Annotated in this window: 24 protein-coding genes; 17 read left to right on the forward strand and 7 right to left on the reverse strand. The window is 58.0% G+C overall.

The window, feature by feature from the left end; translation table 11 throughout:
* Positions 1-11 precede the first annotated feature (11 nt).
* Positions 12-1,148 (reverse strand): polymorphic toxin type 44 domain-containing protein, encoded by a 1,137-nt coding sequence (locus CKW23_RS05400; RefSeq protein WP_095067177.1) that lies wholly within the window; start codon positions 1,146-1,148, stop codon positions 12-14.
* Between the two features lie 908 nt (positions 1,149-2,056).
* Between CKW23_RS05400 and mqo the strand changes: the two genes are divergently transcribed.
* Positions 2,057-3,568, forward strand: a complete 1,512-nt coding sequence (gene mqo / locus CKW23_RS05410; protein ID WP_095067178.1) for a malate dehydrogenase (quinone) — start codon at positions 2,057-2,059, stop codon at positions 3,566-3,568.
* Positions 3,569-3,639: 71 nt separating this feature from the next.
* Here mqo and CKW23_RS05415 read toward each other — a convergent pair whose 3' ends face one another.
* Positions 3,640-4,536, reverse strand: coding sequence for a homocysteine S-methyltransferase family protein (locus CKW23_RS05415; RefSeq protein ID WP_095067179.1), 897 nt, complete (start codon positions 4,534-4,536; stop codon positions 3,640-3,642).
* A 110-nt stretch (positions 4,537-4,646) separates the two neighbouring features.
* Between CKW23_RS05415 and CKW23_RS05420 the strand changes: the two genes are divergently transcribed.
* Together CKW23_RS05420 and CKW23_RS05425 are read left to right on the forward strand one after the other, a co-directional pair.
* Complete coding sequence (locus CKW23_RS05420) at positions 4,647-5,468, forward strand: ABC transporter substrate-binding protein (RefSeq protein WP_095067180.1); 822 nt, start codon at positions 4,647-4,649, stop codon at positions 5,466-5,468.
* The gene (locus tag CKW23_RS05425; protein WP_095067181.1) at positions 5,465-6,295 is read left to right on the forward strand and encodes an amino acid ABC transporter permease; all 831 of its coding nucleotides are present in this window, start codon (positions 5,465-5,467) and stop codon (positions 6,293-6,295) included. The genes CKW23_RS05420 and CKW23_RS05425 overlap by 4 nt, the downstream gene beginning before the upstream one ends.
* Positions 6,296-6,367: 72 nt before the next feature.
* On the opposite strand, the gene CKW23_RS05430 is transcribed toward CKW23_RS05425, so the two are convergent.
* The 3 genes from CKW23_RS05430 to CKW23_RS05440 form a co-directional block, all read right to left on the reverse strand.
* Positions 6,368-6,655 carry a PA4642 family protein gene (locus CKW23_RS05430; RefSeq protein ID WP_025258625.1) on the reverse strand — a complete coding sequence of 96 codons (288 nt, stop codon included), beginning with the start codon at positions 6,653-6,655 and terminating at the stop codon, positions 6,368-6,370.
* A gap of 66 nt (positions 6,656-6,721) precedes the next feature.
* Positions 6,722-7,213 carry a hypothetical protein gene (locus CKW23_RS05435; RefSeq protein WP_095067182.1) on the reverse strand — a complete coding sequence of 164 codons (492 nt, stop codon included), beginning with the start codon at positions 7,211-7,213 and terminating at the stop codon, positions 6,722-6,724.
* 84 nt (positions 7,214-7,297) lie between these two features.
* Entirely contained in the window at positions 7,298-7,855 is a 558-nt protein-coding gene (locus CKW23_RS05440) for a hypoxanthine-guanine phosphoribosyltransferase (RefSeq protein ID WP_025258623.1), read from the reverse strand.
* 208 nt (positions 7,856-8,063) lie between these two features.
* Here CKW23_RS05440 and upp point away from each other — a divergent pair, with 208 nt between their 5' ends.
* On the forward strand, positions 8,064-8,702 hold the full coding sequence (gene upp, locus CKW23_RS05445; RefSeq protein ID WP_025258622.1) for a uracil phosphoribosyltransferase: 639 nt from the start codon (positions 8,064-8,066) through the stop codon (positions 8,700-8,702).
* Positions 8,703-8,706: 4 nt separating this feature from the next.
* On the forward strand, positions 8,707-9,972 hold the full coding sequence (locus tag CKW23_RS05450) for a uracil-xanthine permease family protein (protein WP_025258621.1): 1,266 nt from the start codon (positions 8,707-8,709) through the stop codon (positions 9,970-9,972).
* A 556-nt stretch (positions 9,973-10,528) separates the two neighbouring features.
* Here the strand turns inward: CKW23_RS05450 and hemH are convergent.
* The gene (gene hemH, locus CKW23_RS05455; RefSeq protein WP_095067183.1) at positions 10,529-11,554 is read right to left on the reverse strand and encodes a ferrochelatase; all 1,026 of its coding nucleotides are present in this window, start codon (positions 11,552-11,554) and stop codon (positions 10,529-10,531) included.
* 22 nt (positions 11,555-11,576) lie between these two features.
* Positions 11,577-12,479 carry a TIGR01777 family oxidoreductase gene (locus tag CKW23_RS05460; protein WP_095067184.1) on the reverse strand — a complete coding sequence of 301 codons (903 nt, stop codon included), beginning with the start codon at positions 12,477-12,479 and terminating at the stop codon, positions 11,577-11,579.
* A gap of 303 nt (positions 12,480-12,782) precedes the next feature.
* Here CKW23_RS05460 and CKW23_RS05465 point away from each other — a divergent pair, with 303 nt between their 5' ends.
* The 12 genes from CKW23_RS05465 (at position 12,783) to CKW23_RS05520 (ending at position 22,763) form a co-directional block, all read left to right on the forward strand.
* A complete protein-coding gene (locus CKW23_RS05465) occupies positions 12,783-13,769 on the forward strand; it encodes an NAD(P)/FAD-dependent oxidoreductase (protein ID WP_025258618.1) in 987 nt (328 codons plus the stop codon).
* On the forward strand, positions 13,766-13,981 hold the full coding sequence (locus CKW23_RS05470) for a TIGR02450 family Trp-rich protein (RefSeq protein WP_095067185.1): 216 nt from the start codon (positions 13,766-13,768) through the stop codon (positions 13,979-13,981). Before CKW23_RS05465 ends, CKW23_RS05470 begins: the two co-directional genes overlap by 4 nt.
* A gap of 131 nt (positions 13,982-14,112) precedes the next feature.
* A complete protein-coding gene (locus CKW23_RS05475; RefSeq protein WP_095067186.1) occupies positions 14,113-15,075 on the forward strand; it encodes a DUF523 and DUF1722 domain-containing protein in 963 nt (320 codons plus the stop codon).
* A 3-nt stretch (positions 15,076-15,078) separates the two neighbouring features.
* On the forward strand, positions 15,079-15,987 hold the full coding sequence (locus tag CKW23_RS05480; RefSeq protein WP_025258615.1) for a MerR family transcriptional regulator: 909 nt from the start codon (positions 15,079-15,081) through the stop codon (positions 15,985-15,987).
* A gap of 9 nt (positions 15,988-15,996) precedes the next feature.
* On the forward strand, positions 15,997-17,445 hold the full coding sequence (phrB, locus tag CKW23_RS05485) for a deoxyribodipyrimidine photo-lyase (protein ID WP_025258614.1): 1,449 nt from the start codon (positions 15,997-15,999) through the stop codon (positions 17,443-17,445).
* Complete coding sequence (locus tag CKW23_RS05490; RefSeq protein ID WP_025258613.1) at positions 17,438-17,860, forward strand: nuclear transport factor 2 family protein; 423 nt, start codon at positions 17,438-17,440, stop codon at positions 17,858-17,860. Before phrB ends, CKW23_RS05490 begins: the two co-directional genes overlap by 8 nt.
* Positions 17,857-18,645 carry an SDR family oxidoreductase gene (locus CKW23_RS05495; RefSeq protein WP_025258612.1) on the forward strand — a complete coding sequence of 263 codons (789 nt, stop codon included), beginning with the start codon at positions 17,857-17,859 and terminating at the stop codon, positions 18,643-18,645. The genes CKW23_RS05490 and CKW23_RS05495 overlap by 4 nt, the downstream gene beginning before the upstream one ends.
* Positions 18,642-19,889 (forward strand): NAD(P)/FAD-dependent oxidoreductase, encoded by a 1,248-nt coding sequence (locus CKW23_RS05500; protein WP_095067187.1) that lies wholly within the window; start codon positions 18,642-18,644, stop codon positions 19,887-19,889. The genes CKW23_RS05495 and CKW23_RS05500 overlap by 4 nt, the downstream gene beginning before the upstream one ends.
* Positions 19,886-20,689 carry a DUF1365 domain-containing protein gene (locus CKW23_RS05505; RefSeq protein WP_095067188.1) on the forward strand — a complete coding sequence of 268 codons (804 nt, stop codon included), beginning with the start codon at positions 19,886-19,888 and terminating at the stop codon, positions 20,687-20,689. Before CKW23_RS05500 ends, CKW23_RS05505 begins: the two co-directional genes overlap by 4 nt.
* Entirely contained in the window at positions 20,673-21,944 is a 1,272-nt protein-coding gene (locus CKW23_RS05510) for a cyclopropane-fatty-acyl-phospholipid synthase family protein (protein ID WP_095067189.1), read from the forward strand. Before CKW23_RS05505 ends, CKW23_RS05510 begins: the two co-directional genes overlap by 17 nt.
* Positions 21,937-22,452 carry a DUF2878 domain-containing protein gene (locus tag CKW23_RS05515; RefSeq protein ID WP_025258608.1) on the forward strand — a complete coding sequence of 172 codons (516 nt, stop codon included), beginning with the start codon at positions 21,937-21,939 and terminating at the stop codon, positions 22,450-22,452. Before CKW23_RS05510 ends, CKW23_RS05515 begins: the two co-directional genes overlap by 8 nt.
* Complete coding sequence (locus tag CKW23_RS05520; protein WP_371856552.1) at positions 22,449-22,763, forward strand: YkgJ family cysteine cluster protein; 315 nt, start codon at positions 22,449-22,451, stop codon at positions 22,761-22,763. The genes CKW23_RS05515 and CKW23_RS05520 overlap by 4 nt, the downstream gene beginning before the upstream one ends.
* Positions 22,764-22,804 lie beyond the last annotated feature (41 nt).

Genomic DNA, 22,804 nt, shown 5'->3' on the forward strand with positions numbered 1-22,804 from the left:
TCTTGCGAAGCTTACTTACACTCGTGAACACTAATGCCACTCCCCCAATCCTCTGGTTTAACAGCAAGAACCTTCTCCACTACCATCTTGGCGGTAATACCGCCATTAGGATGCTCGTCAAATAGTCTAATTCCGATACTGATGGATATCCGGTCAGGGGCATCGTCGAAAGCCCTCATCCCCTCAACCCCCTCAGTAGCATGTGGTCCGCGACGCCTCTCCCAATCAAATAGCTTTCTTATGGAATCAGAGGCTATTTGCTCAACTCCTGCACCGTCCGAGAGCATACTCTCAGAAAGCCCACCAGCGCGCCCCACATAACCGTAGTGTATATTCGACCAGATATCATAGAAATAATCATACTTGCCTTGCTTGTGATGGTATCCGCCGAACTTACTGTGGATTTTCGGTTTGTGATCCCACGGACGATTCTGTCCCACTCGCTCAGTCCATATAGCCATAGCAGCTACCATATTGGAGGCCCCTATAGTTTGTGGATTGGTAGCGCCTATTTGGAGGTACCAAGGTAAAGCCATTTGCTTGCGGGTTTCTTCCACAACGTCATAACTGAGTAACTCTTTCATCTTCAAGACCGACGGGTGTCGGATATTGCGGTTCATCTCGTCGGCAATATAACTCGCCAGCGCTTCCATCATATCTGGGTGTGTGCAAACGACAGGCTCTGCTTCTGATCTAGACACCTTGTCAGGCTCCGTCACGCCTTCATCCGAATTAACCACAGCCTTTGCAGCGGTTGCCCTCTCAACCAATCTCGGGTCGGCCAGCAAGGTTGCCATCCTTTCGTCATCCACAGAGCCATCGGAGCGGAATGCTCCCAGCACTGCAAAATTAATGATTGCGGCACCGGGCGCAGCACCCATGACAAAACCACCAAAGGTATCACTTGAGCCTGTGATAATTGTCCCACCATGACTGGTAGGGCTTCCTAAATGAGCCAGGGGACGGTTGTTGACCAGAATGGAGGGGAACCCCGTGGTGATGACGGCCCCGCATCCGCAAGTATCTCCAACACGAGCAGCACCGGCAAAGCTGATATTCACATCAGCCGATGCACTGGCAATAGGGGTAGTACCATGGCCGGGTTTAGGGCATACGTGTTTATCGCCCAGTCGAGCAGAAGCAAGCATCGAGCATCATCCTTGTGTTTCGTCCATTTACATTAAGCCAGCCCCATTCCAGCACTCGGGAAGCTACCGGAGACTTATGGATGGGTCCGCAGGCAAACACAGACAACACCATGCAGCTTAAAGATCCTTGAGAATTCTGGATGAGGCACTTTGAGGCTGTCACAACGATGTCTCAAAGCTGTGACAAAGTGCCGTACACAGCCCCTGCCATGGTTATGTGTTGCGGCTTCCAGCCCCACCGCTCATAATCTCCCCCCGATTATAAGGACGTCTCCTGATCGGGCCTCGCAGCATCGCTAATCCCCGGATTAGCTCCTCCGTAATGCCCACAGAGAGCCGCCCACACAGGTCATTTGCACACAGTTGTGCTCGATGAACGGTGAGCAATCGCTCGATTGATATCGAACCTTTTGCCCCCGACAACGCCTCAATCTGTATGCACCTGATCTGCCAGAGCTGCCATCGCAGCCCTTTTTGAGGTTTGGTTCACGTTTCCAAAAGAGCGTGAAAAAACGGGTTTCACTACTTCACAAGAGTGTGGCGAGCAAAATGAATAGGTACGCGTTTGTAAATGCACCATCAGCGTCTGAACCAGCCCCTTTGAACAGGACTGACCGCGACTGCGCCTCCATCACCGGAGCCTGAGGCCTGTCGTCCGGGCATGCGATGCCTTGACGATGGTCGAATGGCCGAACGGGTTGAAAAATGAGTTCATGCATCCTTGATGAAGACTCTTGTTCAGCCTGACCGGGACCTGCGCTTTAGATGCGAAAAATTGCGAAGAATCGGACAGGCGATCCTGGCCAGGACACATGGGGCACAACTTTTATCGACGCCCTGTACCCCTGGCATCTAGCCTCAGGAACGTATGCCGTCAATTTGGTGCTGCAGATTTTGGAGACGCGTTAATGGCGCATAACGAAGCAGTCGACGTAGTATTGGTCGGAGCGGGCATCATGAGTGCCACCCTGGCCGTGCTGCTCAAGGAGCTCGACCCCGGCCTCAAGCTGGAAGTCGTTGAGCTCATGGATTCCGGCGCTGCGGAGAGTTCCAACCCCTGGAACAACGCAGGGACCGGTCATGCCGGCCTCTGCGAGCTGAACTACACGCCGCCCGCGGCCGATGGCTCCATCGATATCAAGAAAGCGGTGCACATCAACGCCCAGTTCGAGGTATCGAAGCAGTTCTGGGCCTATCTGGCTCGCAAAGGCACCTTCGGCTCGTCGAAATCCTTCATCAACTCGGTTCCGCACCTGAGCTTCGTTCAGGGCGAGAGCGGGATTTCCTTCCTCAAGACCCGTTTTGAAGCGATGCACAAGCATCACGCCTTCTCTTCGATGGAATACACCGAAGACAAGGCAAAGCTGGCCGAGTGGATGCCACTGATGATGCCAGGTCGTCCGGCCGACGAACCTATCGCCGCCACGCGGGTAATGAACGGTACGGACGTCAACTTTGGCGCGCTGACCAACCAGTTGCTCACTCACCTGGGCAGCGCTCCCGACGCTCAGGTCAAATACTGCAAGCGCGTTACCGACCTGACCCGTAATGGCAACGGCTGGACCGTCACCATCAAGGACGTGAACAGCGGCAGCACTCGCCAGATCGACGCAAAATTCGTATTCCTCGGCGCGGGTGGCGCGGCATTGCCGCTGCTGCAGATGTCGGGCATCGAAGAGAGCAAGGGCTTCGGCGGCTTCCCGGTCAGTGGCCAGTGGCTGCGTTGCGACAACCCTGAAGTGGTCAAGCAGCATCAGGCCAAGGTTTACAGCCAGGCCGCCGTGGGTTCGCCGCCCATGTCGGTTCCTCACCTGGATACCCGCGTGGTCGATGGCAAGAAATCCCTGCTGTTCGGACCTTACGCCGGCTTCACCACCAAGTTCCTCAAGCACGGCTCGTTCCTTGACCTGCCGCTGTCGGTACGACTGGCCAACATCAAACCGATGCTGGCCGTCGCTCGCGACAACATGGATCTGACCAAATATCTGGTCAGTGAAGTGATGCAGTCGATGGAGCAGCGCCTGGAATCCCTGCGCCGCTTCTACCCTCAAGCCAGGGCCGAAGACTGGCGTCTGGAAGTTGCCGGTCAGCGAGTGCAGATCATCAAGAAAGACGCCAAGAAAGGCGGCATTCTGCAGTTCGGTACCGAACTGGTGTCTGCAAAGGACGGTTCTCTGGCCGCCTTGCTCGGTGCTTCTCCGGGTGCATCGGTGACGGTTTCGATCATGCTGGAACTGATCGAGCGCTGCTTCCCGGACAAGGCTCGCAACGAGTGGGCCGCCAAGCTCAACGAAATATTCCCGGCACGGGAAAAAGCACTGGAAACCGATGCGCAGCTGTACCAGCGCGTCAGCCGCCAGAGCGACGAGAGCCTGGAACTGGTCGAGCAGACCAATCAGGAACAAAGCAGCATCGCCTGATTGCCTGAGGCATAAAAAAACCCGTGAGCCTTGCAGCCACGGGTTTTTTCTTTGTAAGAACAGCTCAGTATTTAAAGGCTCTTGGCCAGAACCGCAATGTGTTCCGGGCCAATGCCACAGCAACCACCGATGTGGGTGGCACCACGCTTGACCCAGTCTGCCGCCCACTGCTGGTAGCCTTGAGGGTCAAGGTCTGCGCGCAGTTCATCCAGGCCATCGTTGGCCTTGGCATCCTTGGGTTGCGGCGGGAAGGCATTGGCATAAGCGCCGATGGCGATCTCGACGTTCAATGACTTGAATACTTCGCGAGCGGCATCGATGGCTGCACCGATCACCTCAGGCTGGCTGCAGTTGAACAGCAGCGCAGCAGCGCCCAGTTCGGCAGCGGCGCGGGCCGCATCGGCAACCGGTTCGCCGGAGCGCAGACGCGCCACTTCGTCCGTGTCTTCATCCTGAAGCGTGAACGACAGCCAGAACGGTTTGCCATCGGCAGGCAGACCGGCACGAATGGTCTGCGCTTCGATGATGCAGCTTTGAGTCTCGGCCAGCCACAGGTCCACATGCGGGGCCAGGCCAGCCACCAGCGGCTTCAAGACTTCAGCAGCCAGCTCTGGCTTGTAGAGATCAGGGCGATAAGAGCCGAACAGCGGAGGCAGGGAACCGGCGACCTTGGCTCGTCCGCCCGAAGCATCCGCCGACTCGCGAGCCAGTTTTCCAGCCAGATCCGCCAGTGCCTGACCTTCGCGAGCGAAACGCTCTTCACCAATATGAAAAGGCACGACCGCGTAGCTATTGCTGGTGATAACCTGAGCGCCACTGTCGATATAGGCGGTATGCACGGCACGCACGGCTTCAGGTGCCTCGCTCAGGGCAAGGGCCGACCATTCGGGTTGGCGGAAGGGAGCGCCGCGGCGCTGAAGCTCACGGCCCATGCCGCCATCAAGAATTACAGTCGAGCGCAGAGTCATATGCCATCTACTTATATCTTTATGAAAAAAACTCATTAGGAATGAGCTTGGTATAACGTATTTAATACAGCGCTTTATACAAACTACAATCATTTTTTCAGGGGATAGCTTTGAAACTTAGCGCTCTGCTGGGCATTGGCCTGGTCACTCTGGCTGCATCGACTCAGACCTTCGCCGGTGCCACACTGGACCGCGTACAGAAGAACAAGGAACTGGTAAACGTCCTGATGGAAAGTTACCCGCCCTTCTCTTTCCTGAATGATAAAAACCAGTTGGACGGCTTCGATGTCGACGTCGCAAAAGCTGTCGCAGACAAGCTGGGCGTCAAGCTGCGTCTTGAAACGCCTTCATGGGACGTGATCGCCGCCGGCCGCTGGAGTGGTCGCTATGACATCTGCGTCTGCTCCATGACCCCGAGCAAATCCCGTGCTGAAGTCTTCAATTTCCCTGTCGAGTACTACGCCTCGCCTGCGGTGATCGTGGTCAACGCCAAGGATGATCGCATCCATTCGGCCAAGGACCTGAGCAACAAGAAGGTCGGCCTCACCAGCGCTTCCAGCTACGAAAGCTACCTGAACAAGAACCTGGTGATCGAAGGCGCTGAAGACAAGCCGCTGGAATACCCGTTCGAGAACGTTCAGATTGCCCCTTACGACAACGACAACGTTGCCTTCCAGGATCTGGGCCTGGGTGCCGGTGTGCGCCTGGATGCCATCCTCACCAATCTGGTCACGGCCCAGCCGCGCCTGGATCAGGACAAACGCTTCAAGCTCGCTGGTGCCTCGCTGTACGAAGAGCCCAACTTCGTCGCCATCGAAAAAGGCGATGCCGAATGGGACGCCAAGATTCGTCAGGTCTTTGCCGAACTCAAGCAGGACGGCACTCTGACCAAGCTTTCACAGAAGTGGATCGGCGCTGACATCAGCAAATGACTTCCTTTCAGCCTCAACGCCCACCCGAGCAGGCCCAGAGCCTGCTCAAACGTGTCCTCGGTTTCCGTACAAGGCTCTATCTGACCTGGGCGGCGATGTTCGCCCTGTTTGCCGGGTTCTTCCTGAGCTTCGACCTGAAGTTCTCGATCATTCTCGACAAACTGCCGAATCTGGTCGGCCTGAGCCTGTCACCCAACGGTTTTCTGCAGGGCGCAGCGCTGACCCTGTTCGTGTGCCTGTGCTCGATTTTCGTCTCGGTGCTGCTGGGTTTTGTCGTGGCTCTGGCGCGCCTGTCCAGCAGCGCGGTGGCCTTCGGTATTGCGAGCTTCTATGCCTCGTTCTTCCGCGGCACACCGCTGCTTATCCAGATCATGCTGATTTACCTGGGCCTGCCTCAGGTGGGTATCGTGCCCGGTGCAATCCTGGCCGGCATCATCGCGCTGTCCCTGAACTATGGCGCTTATCTGAGCGAGATATTCCGGGCGGGCATCATCGGCGTAGCGGCCGGTCAGCGTGAAGCGGCACTGGCGCTGGCACTGCGACCTGCACAGATCTTCTGGCGCGTCACCCTGCCCCAGGCGATGCGCACCATCATCCCGCCCACCACCAACCAGTTCATCTCGATGCTCAAGGATTCGTCCCTGATTTCGGTGATGGGTGTCTGGGAAGTGATGTTCCTGGCACAGTCTTATGGTCGCTCCAGCTATCGCTATATCGAGATGCTGACCACGGCGGCGGTGCTTTACTGGATCATGTCCATCGGGCTGGAGTTGTTGCAGGCGCGGCTGGAACGCCACTATGGGAAGGCTTATCAGGCCAGAAAGTAGATGATCTTTAGCGAATGAATTCGCTCCCACCATCATTTGTGTGGAAGCGAATTTATTCGCGAACAGGGATTATCAGCCGCGAGCCTGGGCGATCAGCTCGATATAGTCTTCAGCATTGCGCTGATCCTTGATCAGGGCGACGAAATCGTTGCCTTGCTCATCCTTGCCATCCAGGTCGTAACCGGCTTCCTTGAAGAACACCAGAAAACGCTCGAAGTCATCGATCCGCAGGCCACGATAGGCCTTGATCAATTTGTGCAGCGACGGCGAGGTGGCATCGTACGGCTCGAAGTCGAGGAACAGTTTGATCTGCTCGTCGCCGATCTCGTCCCCAATCAACTGCTTCTTGTCTTTACGCATTGCGGGCTCCAACTGGTCGCATACACTTTCACGGGCGGGCAGTTTACCCTTGTGCGCGTGCGCGGCTCAACGCGTGCGTAGCACCGCAGTATGCAGATCGGCCCAGACATGGCCGTTGGCATAGACAAGAAACTGGCAATAAACCTTTTCATTGCGCAGCAGGTCCATCACGGCCCGGTACTGGTTGACTGGATAATAGAGCGTCAGCGTCCGGGACGGCTCATCGTAGGTCGGCTTTTTCAGGCTCTTGCTTTCGGCATCGAAGTGAATGATCACTTCGGAAATGGTCGCGCCCTTGTTCAGCGGCTTGCCCTTGAGGCGCAGCAGCGTCGGTGACGTAATGGGGATCGGCTGCTGGCTGGACTGGCGCTGATTGCCAATCACTACCGAGTATTCGGTTATCTGCAGCAACTGCTGCTGTTCGGGCACACCTGCGCGCAGGTTCAGATCATCGGGAGGCAGGTACTGGCCATGCATGGGTTCAGCGTAAGCCGGTGCAACCGATGCCAGACCGTAGAACACCGCAAGCGCCATGGCGCCGGAAATCGATAATTTCATTCAGAACTTCCCTGAGAAACCCGCACTCATTCCTGTGCCACAGCGCAGGAATACCCCTTGGGGCATTCCTGGCGCGACGGTCAATTACATGCCCTTGACCGCATAGATCCCGGCAGCATTGCGCCAGTAACCTTTGTAGTCCATGCCGTAGCCGAAGATATAACGGTCAACGCATGGCAGGCCAACGAAATCGGCTTTCAGATCAGGACGGGCCTTGCGGTCGTGATCCTTGTCGATCAATACCGCGGTGTGCACCGCACTAGCGCCGGCATGGCGGCAGAAGTCGATGATGGCGCCCAGGGTATGACCTTCGTCGAGAATGTCGTCGATGATCAGCACGTCACGATCGATGAACGAGACTTCCGGCTTGGCTTTCCAGAACAGGTCGCCACCGGTGGTTTCGTTGCGATAGCGGGTCGCGTGCAGGTAAGACGCTTCCAGCGGGAAGTTCAGATGCGTCAGCAGTTTGCCCGAGAAGATCAGGCCGCCATTCATCACACAGAAAACAACAGGATTACGGTCAGCCAGTTCAGCGTTGATCTGCGCTCCGACGCGAGCGATGGCAGCATCGACTTCAGCCTCGGTGTAGAGGCAATCGGCCTCGCGCATGATTTGACGGATATGCTCGAGATCAGCGGACATGAAGCTCTCCAGATGGGCAGTTTGAGAAAAGCGGGCAAAGGTACGCATCCCGTTCATTCAGGGCAAGCGATTATGGACTAACGTTGCGTGTGGTGCCCAAGGGCAAGGATTCATACCTTGCGTCACGATACTGCATGCGCTTTAAGACAGTCACAGCTGAATAGATTAATCTAGGCCGTTTTTTTGCCCCCTGCTGGAGCCTTTTCTTATGCCCATTCGTGAAATCCGTCATCCGCTGATCCGCCACAAGCTCGGCCTGATGCGCCGCGCTGACATCAGCACCAAGAATTTCCGTGAGCTGGCACAGGAAGTCGGCGCACTGCTTACTTATGAAGCCACCTCGGATCTGCCGCTGGAAAGCTACGACATCGAAGGCTGGTGCGGAACCGTACAGGTCGAGAAGATCGCTGGCAAAAAAATCACCGTCGTACCGATCCTGCGCGCCGGTATCGGCATGCTCGACGGCGTGCTCAGCCTGATTCCAGGCGCCAAGGTCAGCGCCGTGGGCCTGGCCCGCAACGAAGAAACCCTGGAAGCCCACACTTACCTGGAAAAGCTGGTCCCGGAAATCGACGAGCGTCTGGCGATGATCATCGACCCGATGCTGGCCACCGGCGGCTCGATGATCGCGACCATCGACCTGCTCAAGAAAGCGGGCTGCAAGGAAATCCGCGCCATGGTGCTGGTCGCTGCGCCCGAGGGCATCGCTGCCGTGGAGAAATCTCACCCGGACGTGATCATCTACACAGCGTCCATCGACCAGCACCTGAACGAACATGGCTACATCATTCCGGGTCTGGGTGATGCGGGTGACAAGATCTTCGGCACCAAGCAAAAGGACGCGTAATTCGATGAAGCAGTCCGAATTCAACGATCCACTGTGGCGCACGGTACTTTCCGGCGCCCAAATGCTGTTCGTGGCCTTTGGCGCCCTGGTACTGATGCCGCTCATTACCGGCCTCGATCCAAACGTGGCGCTGTTCACTGCCGGCCTGGGCACGCTGCTGTTCCAGATGGTTACGGGCCGTCAGGTGCCGGTTTTCCTGGCATCAAGCTTTGCCTTCATCACTCCGATCATTCTCGCCAAGGGCCAGTTCGGCCTGGCCGCGACCATGGGCGGTGTCATGGCGGCGGGTTTCGTCTACACCTTCCTGGGCCTGGCCGTGAAGATCAAGGGCACGGGCTTTATCGATCGCCTGCTGCCACCGGTCGTCATCGGCCCGGTGATCATCTCCATCGGTCTGGCCATGGCGCCGATTGCCGCCAATATGGCGATGGGCAAGTCGGGTGACGGCGCCGAGCTGATCCCCTACAAGACCGCCATGCTGATCTCGATGCCAGCCCTGCTGACGACGTTGATCGTGGCCGTGTTCGGCAAAGGGATTTTCCGTCTGGTGCCGATCATTTCCGGCGTGCTGGTGGGCTTTGCGCTGTCGTTCTACTTTGGCGTGGTGGACACCGCGAAGATTGCCGCAGCCCCTTGGCTGGCCCTGCCGCACTTCACGGCACCGGAGTTCAACTGGCAGGCCATCCTGTTCATTGTGCCGGTGGCACTGGCTCCGGCCATCGAGCACATCGGCGGCGTGATCGCGGTCGGCAGCGTGACCGGACGCGACTACCTGAAAAAACCGGGCCTGCATCGCACCCTGTTTGGCGACGGTATCGCGACCACGGCAGCCGGCCTGTTCGGCGGCCCACCCAACACCACCTATGCCGAAGTGACAGGCGCGGTGATGCTGACCAAGAACTACAACCCGGCCATCATGACCTGGGCGTCAGTCTTCGCCATTGCCCTGGCCTTCATCGGCAAGTTCGGTGCGCTGCTGCAGAGCATTCCCGTGCCGGTCATGGGCGGGATTCTGTGCCTGTTGTTCGGTTCGATTGCTGCGGTGGGAATGAACACCCTGATTCGTCACAAGGTCGATCTGGCCGAGGCGCGTAATCTGGTGATTGTTTCGGTGACCCTGGTGTTCGGTATCGGCGGCGTGCTGATCGGCACCGGCAACGGCCCGGATGACTTCGGCCTCAAGGGCATCGCCCTGTGCGCCATTACCGCCATCGCCCTGAACCTGATCCTGCCGGGCAATGACAGCTGGAAGAACAAGCAGCTGCCATAACCCGCAAGGAGCGAATTCATTCGCGAATGAATTCGCTCTCATCAAACAAGACGCAAGAGCATGAATTAGAACGTATTTTATGTAGGGTAAAAACGTTATCCGGCGTACATATCCATTATTGATATGTGCTGCTCCTACTGGTTCCGCCTTTACGGCGGCCCCCTTTTGTTTCGGCAAAAGGGGGGAAAACCATCCGCTCCGGTTCGGCCCCGCCTTGGGGCGGGGTTCCCTCGCTCCGGCATTGCTCCGTGGGTACGCGCCGACGGGCCTTCCATGGCCCTGCGGCGCTTGCTCGGCGTCCTGCCTCGCAACCCACTGCGCAATACCTCCACTCGGCCGTCACCCACGTCGCAATCGGCGGTGTCTGGAAGATTTTTGCTCATCCCGGTAGGAGCGAATGAAGCTCCTACACAACAATCGTGAGAGCGCCGCAGAACGCGCCGTAAAGGCGCAAGGCGGCCTCAAGCCGAACCATGAATCTGGAAACACCTGCTCCTGTTTGCTGCGCGACAGAGCGACAGAGCGACAGCGCGGCGCCGAGGCGGCGGGTGATCTCCTACGACATCAAGGATGCCTTTTCACACAACCGGTTCAAGGCCCTGGCCCAGTTCGGGTCGTCATTCAGGCAAGGCACCAGCACCAGCTCTTCGCCGCCCGCCTCCTTGAACTGCTCCGCTCCACGATCTCCGATCTCTTCCAGCGTCTCGATGCAGTCGGCAACGAATGCCGGGCACATCACCAGCAGCTTCTTCACGCCCTGGGCTGCCAGCTCATCAAGACGCGCTTCGGTGTAGGGTTCGATCCACTTGGCACGTCCAAGACGCGACTGAAACGACACCGACCATTTACCATCAGGAATCCCCATGCGCTCGGCAAAGGCTGCCGCCGAGCGTATGCATTGCGCGCGATAGCAGGTAGCGACCACTTCAGGCGGAGCGGTCATGCAGCAGTTTTCATTCTTGAGGCAGTGGTTGCCGGTAGGGTCGAGCTTGGTCAGGTGCCTTTCCGGCAGGCCGTGAAAACTCAACAGCAGGTGATCATGAGGCTGCTGCAAATGCGGGCGAACGTTTTCCACCAGGGCGTCGATGTACTCGTCCTGATCGAAAAAAGGCTTGAGCAGTGAAAATTCCATTGTCAGCGACTTGGCCTTCACGACCCGCCTGGCCTCTTCAATCACCGTCGTGACGGTGCTGTCGGCGAACTGTGGATAAAGCGGGGCAAGCGTCACTTTCCTGATGCCCTGCCCGGCCAGACGCGTCAGCACTGTTTCGATGGAGGGCTCGCCATAACGCATCGCCAGCTCGACCGGACCCTGGGTCCATTCCTTTTTCATGGCCTCCTGCAAGCGCTTGCTCAGCACAACCAGCGGCGAGCCGTCATCCCACCAGATGGACGCATACGCATGCGCCGACTGCTCGGGACGCTTGATCAGGATCAGCGAGACCAGCAGCCTGCGAACCGGCCACGGCAAGTCGATGACATAAGGATCCATCAGGAACTGATTGAGATACCGGCGTACGTCCGGCACTGCTGTGGAAGCAGGCGAACCCAGATTGACCAGCAAGAGCGCGTGATCGGTCATGCAACATCCTATTTCAATGGCTTCAGTGGCGACCCGAGAAATCACTCAGGGCAGCGCGCAGATCAGTAAATCGGAAGGTAAAACCTGCCTCCAGCAAACGCGCCGGTCGGGCACGCTGGCCACCCAGCAGCAACACGGACAACTCACCCAGCGCCACACGCAACACCAGCCCCGGCAAAGGCATGAAAGCGGGCCGCCTCAGGACACCCGCCAGCGTTTTGCCAAACTCACGATTACGCACCGGTGTTGGCGCGCAGAGATTATAAGGACCTCGGGCATCGCGACGGTTCAACAGAAAATCAATCGCCGCGATTTGATCTTCGATATGAATCCAGGGCATCCATTGCCGGCCATTGCCGATCGGGCCACCCAGGCCCAGCTTGAAAGGCAGCAGCAAGCGCTTCACAAAACCGCCCTGATTCGACACCACAAGGCCCGTACGCAGCAGCACCACGCGAATGCCCAAGGCTTCGGCACGCTGAGCGGTTTCTTCCCAGGCGCTGCAAAGCTGGCTGGCGAAGTCTTCCTTGATCGGTCGCGAGCTTTCATCAAGCTCGTGTTCACCCGAATCGCCATACCAGCCGACCGCAGAGCCGGAAATCAGCACTTCGGGCTTTTGCTGCCGACCTTCAAGCCAGGCCAGCAGTTGCTCGGTCAGGCCAATGCGGCTGCTCCACAGTTGCAACCGGCGCTTGCGCGTCCAGGGCCGGTCGGCTATCGGAGCGCCCGCGAGGTTGATGACGGCATCGATGGATTGCTCGTTCAGTTCCTCCAGACGGGCGATGCCACGCACCGACGGGCCACAGAGCCCAGCCACTTCAGCGGGCCGACGGCTCCAGACCGTCAATTGATGACCTTGCGCAGACCAGAGTCGGCAGAGTGCTCGTCCGATCAAACCTGTACCGCCGGTCAGCAATATGTGCATGGCAGGTTACCTCGCGTGGCGTTCGTGGCAATTGAGTAGTCTATTTTTTACGGGTCTGGCTTATCCGCAAAAGCAAAATCCTTTGCTGAACCATAGGCCACACCTGAACGAATCGGAGCTTTAACTACCAGCGCAGGTAGTTGGCCCATTGTCTACAGGCAACAGACTGACCGTTGTGAAGCGCATGGGTTGCAGTTGACTATAAGTCGTAAAATCGAGAACTACTGCAAGTTATACCAAAAACGGAGATTGTACAGGTTTTAACTACGGCGTAGTCTGTGCAGACAAGGTAACGAGGCCCCTATGACTGTACCTATCGCAATCATCGGTACCGGTATCGCCGGACTCTCTGCTGCTCAGGCGCTCAAGGCTGCCGGGCACGACATACATCTTTTCGACAAAAGCCGCGGCAGCGGCGGAAGAATGTCGAGCAAGCGAAGTGAGGCGGGCTCTCTCGACATGGGCGCACAGTATTTCACTGCCCGTGATCGACGCTTCGTGGCGGCCGTCAACCAGTGGCAAGCCAAAGGTCACGTGGCCGAATGGACACCCTCGCTGTACAACTTCCATGGCGGCAGGCTCAGCCCGTCGCCGGACGAGCAGGTACGCTGGGTCGGCACACCGGGCATGAGCGCCATTACCCGTGCCCTTCTGGACGATTTGCCCGTGACATTCTCGTGCCGCATCACCGAAGTCTTTCGCGGTGAAGAGCACTGGAACCTGCAAGATGCCGATGGCAACAACCACGGTCCTTTCAGCCATGTTGTCATCGCCATACCCGCGCCTCAGGCAGCGACGCTGCTGGCAGCGGCACCGAAACTGGCAAGCGTGGTCACCGGTGTGAAAATGGACCCGACCTGGGCCGTTGCCCTGGCCTTTTCCACACCGCTGCAAACCCCGATGCAAGGCTGTTTCGTACAGGACAGCCCGCTGGACTGGCTGGCCCGCAATCGCAGCAAACCCCAACGTGACGACACCCTGGACACCTGGGTTCTGCATGCCTCCAGCAGTTGGAGCAGGCAGCATCTGGACATGCCCAAAGAGCAAGTCATCGAACATCTGCATGGTGCATTTGCAGAGCTGATCGACTGCCCGATGCCTGCTCCGGTCTTCAGCCAGGCACACCGCTGGCTGTATGCACGACCGGCCGGCTCTCACGAATGGGGCGCACTTTCCGATGCCGACCTGGGCATCTACGTCTGTGGCGACTGGTGCCTGTCCGGTCGTGTCGAAGGCGCATGGCTCAGCGGCCAGGAAGCCGCACGCCGTCTGCTTGAACACCTCAAGTGAATACCATCAATCCCCGCAAACTGCTGCTGTCGAAATGGACCGCAGCAGTACCGCTCAACCGCGAAAAACACTTTCTGGTGACCGAGCTGTTCAAGGACGAGGAAGGCACGGTCCTGGAGATTGAATTGCAAGCCGTCATGACTCACCGCAGCGAACGCTTGCCGTGGCAGGTCCTGCAGAACTCCGAGGCCTGGCGCATGGGCTGGAAGTGAGCGAGCCCGCTTCCTGAATAAACACGCCTGAAATTCTTGTACAAAGAATTTGACTTGTACAGCTACAAACCTATGATGAGACAAGTTGTACAGACTTATTGATCTGTACAAGTCTTGTGTAGAGGTTTGTGATGTCAGCGCCTGTGATCGATAAGCCAAAACTGGGAATCAGCGCCTGCCTGCTGGGTGCAGAGGTACGCTTCAATGGCGGCCATAAAGAGTCGCGTCTGTGTACCCAGGCGCTGAGTGAGTATTTCGATTTCGTGCCGGCCTGCCCGGAAGTCGCCATCGGCATGGGCATTCCACGTGAGCCGATCCGGCTGGTGGGTGACCCCGTAAATCCTCAGGCAGTCGGCACCGTCAACAGAGAGCTGAATGTCACCCGGGCATTGGCTGATTACGGGCTGCACATGGCCGGCGAGATGGACGATATCTGCGGCTATATTTTCATGCAGAAATCACCGTCCTGTGGCCTGGAGCGGGTCAAGGTCTATCGCGAGAACGGTGCGCCCGTGGATGGCGGTGGACGCGGTATCTATGCCCAGACCTTCTGCGCCAGTCAGCCCGACCTGCCGGTCGAGGAAGATGGCCGGCTCAACGATGCCGTTCTGCTGGAAAACTTCGTCACCCGGGTATTCGCCTACGCTGCCTGGCAAAAGCTGCTGAAAGACGGCGTGACCCGTCGCGCCTTGAGCGAGTTCCATTCGCGCTACAAATATCAGCTCATGGCCAGCAATCCACAGCAATACAAGGTGCTGGGCAATATGCTGGGCAGCATGGGCCGCAGCGATCCGAACGAGATCGCCCCACGCTATTTCAGCCAACTGATGGCAGCACTGAAAAAATGCGCTACCCGCAGCACCCATACCAATGTGCTGCAACACCTCAGTGGCTACCTCAAGAATCACCTCGATACCGAGGACAAACAGGAAATTCAGCGCCTTATCTCTCAGTACCATCAGGGCATCGTGCCCTTGATCGTGCCGCTGACCCTGCTCAAGCACCACTTTCGCCAACATCCCGATCCGTATATTGCACTGCAGGTTTACATGCAGCCGCATCCGGAAAACCTGAGCCTGCGAAATGCGATCTGAACCATGAACGATACAAACCAAGAAGCGCACCAGCCGGATAACTGGCTGCCAATCCGTGAAGTAGCACGCCAGACCGGGGTCAACGCCGTTACCTTGCGAGCCTGGGAGCGACGTTATGGCTTGATCGTCCCTCATCGCACCGCCAAGGGGCATCGGCTGTACACCCACGAGCATGTGCATCGGGTGATGACGATTCTGACCTGGCTCAACCGCGGGGTATCCGTGAGTCAGGTCAAGGCCCTGATCGATGAGCAGCAACCGGAGAGTTTCACCCCCGGCAACGACTGGGATGCCTTGCGCCAGACGCTGTTGCAGGCCATCGGTGAACTGGCCGAACGCCGGGTCGACGATGTGTTCAATCAGGCGATGTCGCTGTATCCACCCCGGACTTTGTGTGAGCAATTGTTGCTGCCGCTGCTGGCCGAGCTGGAAAAGCGCTGGCAGGGCAAGTTCGGCGCGCAGATGGAGCGGGCGTTCTTTTATTCGTGGCTGCGCAGCAAGCTCGGCGCACGCATTTACCACAATAACCGGCAACTCAATGGCAAGCCGTTGCTACTGGTGAACCAGTCCGACCTGCCGCTGGAGCCGCATTTGTGGCTCGTAGCCTGGCTGGTCAGCAGCGCCGACTGCCCGGTGGAAGTCTTCGACTGGCCGCTGCCCGCAGGCGAACTGGCGCTGGCCACCGAATATCTGCAACCACGCGGCGTGCTGCTTTATTCCAGTAAATCGCTGAACCCAGCTCAATTGCCCAGGTTATTGAGCAACATTTCCTGCCCGATCGTTCTCAGCGGATCAACGGTACAGATCCACTATGCCGATTTGCTCGTATGTGCGAACGAGGTCGCTGGATTGACCCTTGCTCAAGATCCGCTCAGTGCACAGATCGAATTGAACAGGCTCGGACTCATTTAAGGATTTCACATGCAACTGTTTTGGCTGCGTAGCGATTTGCGTGTTCACGACAATACTGCCCTGGCCGCTGCCATGGAGCGGGGCCCGACGCTTGCGGTGTATCTGGTCAGTCCCACTCAATGGCAGAATCATGACGATGCCGCCTGCAAGGTGGATTTCTGGCTGCGCAATCTGGTCGAGCTGGAAAAAGCCCTGGCCGGGCTGAATGTTCCCTTGCTGATCCGCAAGGCCGACACCTGGGACAAAGCCCCTGAAGTGCTGGCAAAGCTCTGCGCGGAGCATGCCGTCGAAGGCGTGCACACCAATGAAGAATACGGCATCAATGAAAGCAACCGCGATCAGGCGGTAGGCCAGGCGCTGGAAAAAGCCGGTGTCCATTTCAACAGCTATCTGGATCAACTGCTGTTCAAGCCTGGCAGCATTCTGACCAAGACCGGTGGCTACTTTCAGGTCTATAGCCAGTTCCGCAAAGTCTGCTATGCCCGCCTGCACGAAGCGATGCCACGCCTCATCAATCTGCCAAACGCTCAGCAGCCGCTGTCGATCAAAAGCGATGCAGTGCCCGATCAGGTCGACGGTTTTGCCAGCCCATCCAAAGCACTGCGCGAACTCTGGCCTGCTGGCGAACACGAAGCACGCCTGCGCCTGGCCACCTTCAGCGACGATCAGATCCGCTATTACCAGAGCGAACGGGATTTCCCTGCAAAGCCCGGTACCAGCCAGTTATCGGCGTACCTCGCAGCCGGTGTGATTTCACCCCGCCAATGCCTGCACGCAGCACTGATGAGCAATGACGGAGAATTCGAGACCGGTAACACCGGGATAGTGACCTGGATCAACGAACTGTTGTGGCGGGAGTTCTACAAACACATTCTTGTGGGCTACCCTCGTGTTTCAAGGCATCGCGCATTCCGCCCGGAAACCGAAGCCGTCAAATGGCGTAACGCGCCAACCGAACTGGCCGCGTGGCAGGAAGCCCGCACCGGTTTGCCGATCATCGATGCTGCCATGCGCCAGTTGCTGGAAACAGGCTGGATGCATAACCGACTAAGGATGGTCGTTGCAATGTTCCTGACCAAGAACCTGCTGATTGACTGGCGCGAGGGCGAGCGCTTTTTCATGCGCCACCTGATCGACGGGGATCTGGCAGCCAATAACGGCGGCTGGCAGTGGAGTTCATCCACAGGCACCGACTCGGCCCCTTATTTCCGCATCTTCAATCCGCTGTCGCAATCGGAAAAATTCGATCCTGAAGGGCGCTTCATCAAGCACTGGTTGCCGGAACTGGCCAGCCTCAACAAGAAAGAGGTGCATAACCCGGCGCTTGTGGGCGGGCTGTTCGGTGTCGCCAACTATCCGTCCCCGATTGTAGACCTGAGTAAAAGCCGCGAGCGGGCCCTGGCCGCGTTCAAGGCCCTGCCCCATCGCCAGCCTGCTGCGGATGCGCTCCATGAGTGAATTCCTGCAACGCTTCGCCCATGACTTCGCAGCCCTGAACAAGGACAACCTTGAGCGAGTGGCCGACCTGTACAGCGACAACGTGTCGTTCACAGACCCGCTGCACCATATCCAGGGCCTGTCGGCCATGCAGGACTACTTCGCCCAGCTGTACAGCAATGTCAGTAACCTACATTTCGATTTCCACCACTTCGATGAAGTCAGGCCCGGCGAAGGCTATCTGGTCTGGACCATGAGTTATTCACACCCGCGCCTGAAAAAGGGTCGGGGCATCAAGGTCGAAGGCTGCTCGCATCTGCATTGGCACGAAAAGGTTTACCGGCATCGGGATTACTTCGATGCCGGCGCATTGCTCTATGAACACCTCCCCATCATGGGAGGCTTGATTGCCTGGCTGAAGAAGAGGTTGGCATGAACACGTCATATGCTCGTCGCATCTGGTTGACTGGCGCCAGCAGCGGTATTGGCCTCGCCCTGGCAAAAGAGTTGCTCGACGCGAAGCACCACCTGGCGCTGACTGCCAGAACCGAAGCGCCCTTGCAGGATTTGTCGAACCGTTATCCCGGTCAGGTCCTGTTGCTCATCGGCGACATCACCGATGGCGCGCAAGTCAAGAACATGGGCGATCGTATCCTGCAGGAATGGGGGGCTCTGGACTGCGCCATCCTCAATGCCGGGACCTGCGAGTACCTTGACGCACAACATTTCGATGCCGCGCTGGTTGAACGGGTGATTCGTACCAACCTTCTGGCCACCAGCTTCTGTATTCAGGAAGCGCTACCTTTGTTGCGCAAAGGGATAAAACCTCATCTGGCCGGCGTGGCCAGTGCAGTGACTTATCTGCCACTGCCACGAGCCGAAGCCTATGGCGCCTCGAAAGCCGGCATGCGTTACATGCTGGAATCGCTGCGCCTGGACCTGGCCTGTGAAGATATCGACGTCACCGTGATCAGCCCGGGCTTTGTCGAGACGCCACTGACCGCGAAAAACGATTTCCCGATGCCCATGCGCTGGCCGGTGGAAAAAGCAGCCTGCTACATCGCAAAAAAGATGGAGCTGCCCCGGCGCCCGCTGGAGATATCGTTCCCCGGCCCGTTCATTCTCAGCCTGCGCCTGCTGGCCCTGTTGCCAGCCCGTGCAAGGTTTGCGATTGGCAAACGCATGGCTCGCACCCCTGCCTCGAATAAGGACGTTCAATGAAGATCGCCATCATTGGCAGCGGCATCTCGGGCCTGACCAGCGCCTACGTGCTCAACCGCTCCCATGAGATCACCGTGTTCGAGGCATCCGACTGGATCGGCGGCCACACGCATACCGTGGATGTGCAAGTCGCTGGACGTGCATACGCCATCGATACCGGCTTTATCGTCTTCAATGACTGGACCTACCCCAACTTCATCAAGTTGCTCGGCCAGTTGGGCGTGTCATTCAAACCGGCCGAAATGAGTTTTTCGGTGCATGACCCGCGTAGTGGCGTCGAATACAACGGCAACAACCTCAACAGTCTGTTCGCCCAGCGCAGCAACCTGCTGTCGCCAAAGTTCTGGGGCATGCTGAGCGATATCCTGCGCTTCAATCGCCAGTCAGTGGCCGATCTGGAAAACCAGCGCATCGCGGCAGACACGACGCTGGGCGAGTACCTGAAAAACGGTCGTTACGGCCAGCGCTTCATCGACCATTACATCGTGCCCATGGGCGCAGCCATCTGGTCGATGTCACTGGCAGACATGCTGGGTTTCCCTCTGCAATTCTTCGTGCGCTTCTTCAAGAACCACGGCCTGCTTTCTGTCACTCATCGCCCACAATGGTGCGTGATCGAGGGCGGTTCCAGAAGTTATATCGAGCCGCTGACCGCATCGTTCAAAGACCGTATTCGCCTGTCCTGCCCCGTGCATCGGGTCGAACGCGACAGCGAAGGCGTCACGCTGCACAGCGCGGCGGGCAGCGAACGCTTCGACAAGGTGATCTTCGCCTGTCACAGCGATCAGGCCTTGCAACTGCTGGCCCAGCCTTCGCAGAGCGAGCAGGACATCCTCGGCGCCCTGCGTTATGCCGAGAATGATGTGGTCCTTCACACCGACACCAAACTGCTGCCCAAGCGCACGCTGGCCTGGGCCAGCTGGAACTACCGTCTTGGCGGTGGCGAACAGCAACTGGCGGCAGTCACTTACGACATGAACATTCTGCAAGGCATCCAGAGCGATACCACGTTCTGCGTCAGCCTGAACCAGACCGACGCCATCGACCCGGCGAAGATTCTCGGCCGCTATCGCTACGCTCACCCGCAATACAGCCTGGATGCCATTGCGGCCCAGGCGCGCTGGCAGGAAATCAACGGCGTCGAAAACACCTTGTACTGCGGCGCCTACTGGGCCAACGGTTTCCACGAAGACGGTGTCGTCAGCGGCCTGCGCGTGGCCGAAGCCTTGGGTGAGTCGCTGTGAACAGCGCCCTTTACAGCGGCTGGATCACCCATCGGCGCTTTGCGCCAAGGGCCCACGAATTCAACTATCGAATCGGCCTGCTCTATCTGGATCTGGACGAGCAGGACGCCGTGCTCAACTTGTCACCGCTGGCCGGGGACAAGCGCTTTTCGCCGTTTTCATTCAGGGAGCATGACTATCTGCCGGAACTGACCGGGCGCGGCGTGCCGCTGATCGAAGCGGTACGCGAGCGGGTCGGGATAGCGCTGGGTCATATGCCGCTGGGTCGGGTCTGCCTGCTGACCCAGGCCCGCAGTTGGGGTTTGTCGTTCAACCCGGTGAGTTTTTTCTACTGCCATGAAGTCGACGGAACACTGGCCGCCATCCTGTGTGAAGTCACCAATACACCCTGGGGCGAGCGGTATCACTACGTCCTGCCCGCCACTGGCGAAGGCCATCAGCACTTCGCCGTGGCCAAGGCATTTCATGTGTCGCCGTTTCTGCCACGCGACCTGGAATACCGCATGAGCTTCAGCCAGCCCGCCGAAAGAATCGGCGTGCACATGGCTGACTGGCAAGGTGAGCTGAAGGTGTTCGACGCCACGCTCAACCTCAATCGCCAGCCTCTCAGCCGCCAGACGCTGCATCGCTATCTGCTTGCCTATCCATGGATGACTGCCAAAACCTGTCTTGCGATCTATTGGCAGGCTGTACGCCTGCTTCTCAAGCGCATCCCGATTTTCAACCATCAGACTGCTGACGGTGAATACCGTACTGGCACCCCGCAACCCAAGGATCGACATAATGAAAAACATCAGTAGTAGTGGTTTTTCTGCCAATCTGGGTACCCATAATCTGACCACCAACTTCCTGCGCCGTGGCGTATTGCGCCAGCTCGCAAAACTGCGCAACGGCCAGCTGGTAGTCAATGACGGCTCGGAACGCCATGTATTCGGCAAGGCCGGAGCGCTGATTCAGGCAGAAATCCATATCCGCGACTCCGCGATCTGGGGCCTGGTTGCCAGCGGTGGTTCCATTGGCGCGGGCGAAGCCTTTATCCATGGCTACTGGACCACGCCGGACCTGACGGCAGTGGTACGGGTGTTCGTCAGCAATCTTGATGTGCTCGATGCCATGGAAGGCGGCATTGCGCGCCTGACACGCCCCATGGTCCAGGGCCTGCACTGGCTCAACCGCAATACCCGTAAAGGCTCGCAGAAAAACATCTCGGCCCATTACGACCTGGGTAATAAATTGTTCGAGCAGTTTCTCGACCCGACGATGATGTATTCCGCCGCTCAATTCCTGAACGAGAACGACAGCCTCGAACAGGCCCAGTTGAACAAGCTGGAGCGCATCTGCCAGAAACTGGCCCTCAAACCCGAGGACCATCTGCTGGAAATCGGTACGGGCTGGGGCAGCATGGCGATTTATGCCGCGCAGCATTACGGGTGCCGTGTCACGACGACCACGCTGTCGAAAGAGCAGTTCGCCTACACCGAGCAGCGGCTGCTAAAACTGGGCCTGCAGGACCGCGTGACCCTGCTGCTCAAGGATTATCGCGACCTCACCGGCCAGTACGACAAACTGGTGTCCATCGAAATGATCGAAGCGGTGGGCCACAGGTTTCTGCCAACCTACTTCAAGCAGTGTTCGCACCTGCTCAAGAGCAACGGGCTGATGCTCTTGCAGGCCATCACCATTCGCGAGCAGCGTTATGAGCAGGCCAGGAAGAGCGTGGACTTCATCCAGCGCTATATCTTCCCGGGCGGCGCCTTGCCATCGGTCCACAAGATGCTGGAGATCGTCGGCGGCGACACCGACATGAACCTGCTGCACATGGAAGACTTCGGCCTGCATTACGCCCGCACTCTGCACCTGTGGCACGAAAACTTCAAACAAGCCCACAGCGCCTTGCTGGACCTGGGTTACGACGAATACTTCCTGCGCCTGTGGGAATTCTATCTGTGCTATTGCGAAGGTGGTTTTCTGGAGCGGACCATCGGCACCGCGCAGTTGCTGCTGGCCAAACCCGAGGCCTTGCGTGCTCCGGTACTGGGGCTCTTCGATGCTTAAAACCGTCGCCAATGCAGTGTTGTTCCAGATCGGCTGGTTCGCCTGCGTGCTGGGCGGCAACAGTTACTGGCTGCTGATTGCAGCAGGTGTACTGGCCATACACCTTTTGTGGACAAGTTCCTGGGCGCGTGAGGGCAGATTGCTGCTGGCCGTTACCGTGCTGGGGACCTTGCTGGACAGTGCCCTGATGAATATCGGGGTATTCGATTTCGGCACCAGTGGCCCACTGATTCCTGTATGGCTGGTACTACTCTGGGCAGTGCTGGCAACCACGCTCAATCATTGTCTGGCCTGGACTGCCAAACCCTGGTGGCGTGCCAGCCTGCTTGGCGCGATTGGCGGTCCGATGTCTTACTATGCCGGCTCACAATTGGCGCAGGCCCAGTTTCCAATGGGGTTATGGCCAAGCCTTCTGATACTGGGCGCGGTCTGGGCCGTCGCCTTTCCTTTGCTTCAGGGACTGGCTGCTCATCCACTCATCAACCGACACACCGGAGCCAACCACTGAAAGCCCCGCTCATTACCCTGACCCAGATTCCAAGCGAACCGAAAGTCACCTGCTCGACCTGCGCAGCCTGCTGTTGCCAACTGGAAGTGATGCTCATCACCGATACAGGCGTGCCCGCGCGTTATATCGATACCGATGAATGGGGCGGCGAAGTCATGCTGCGCCTGGATGACGGCTGGTGCGCGGCGCTGGATCGCAACACCATGATGTGCACCATCTACGAAAAACGCCCGCTGATTTGCCGCGAATTCGAAGAAGGTTCTGAAGAGTGCCTGAATGAACGGCTGGGGATTGCTACGGCTTATCTCTGAGGGCGACGGGTAGGAGCGAATTCATTCGCGAGACGGCATGG

Source organism: Pseudomonas sp. Irchel 3A18, from assembly GCF_900187465.1.
Classification (GTDB): domain Bacteria; phylum Pseudomonadota; class Gammaproteobacteria; order Pseudomonadales; family Pseudomonadaceae; genus Aquipseudomonas; species Aquipseudomonas cichorii.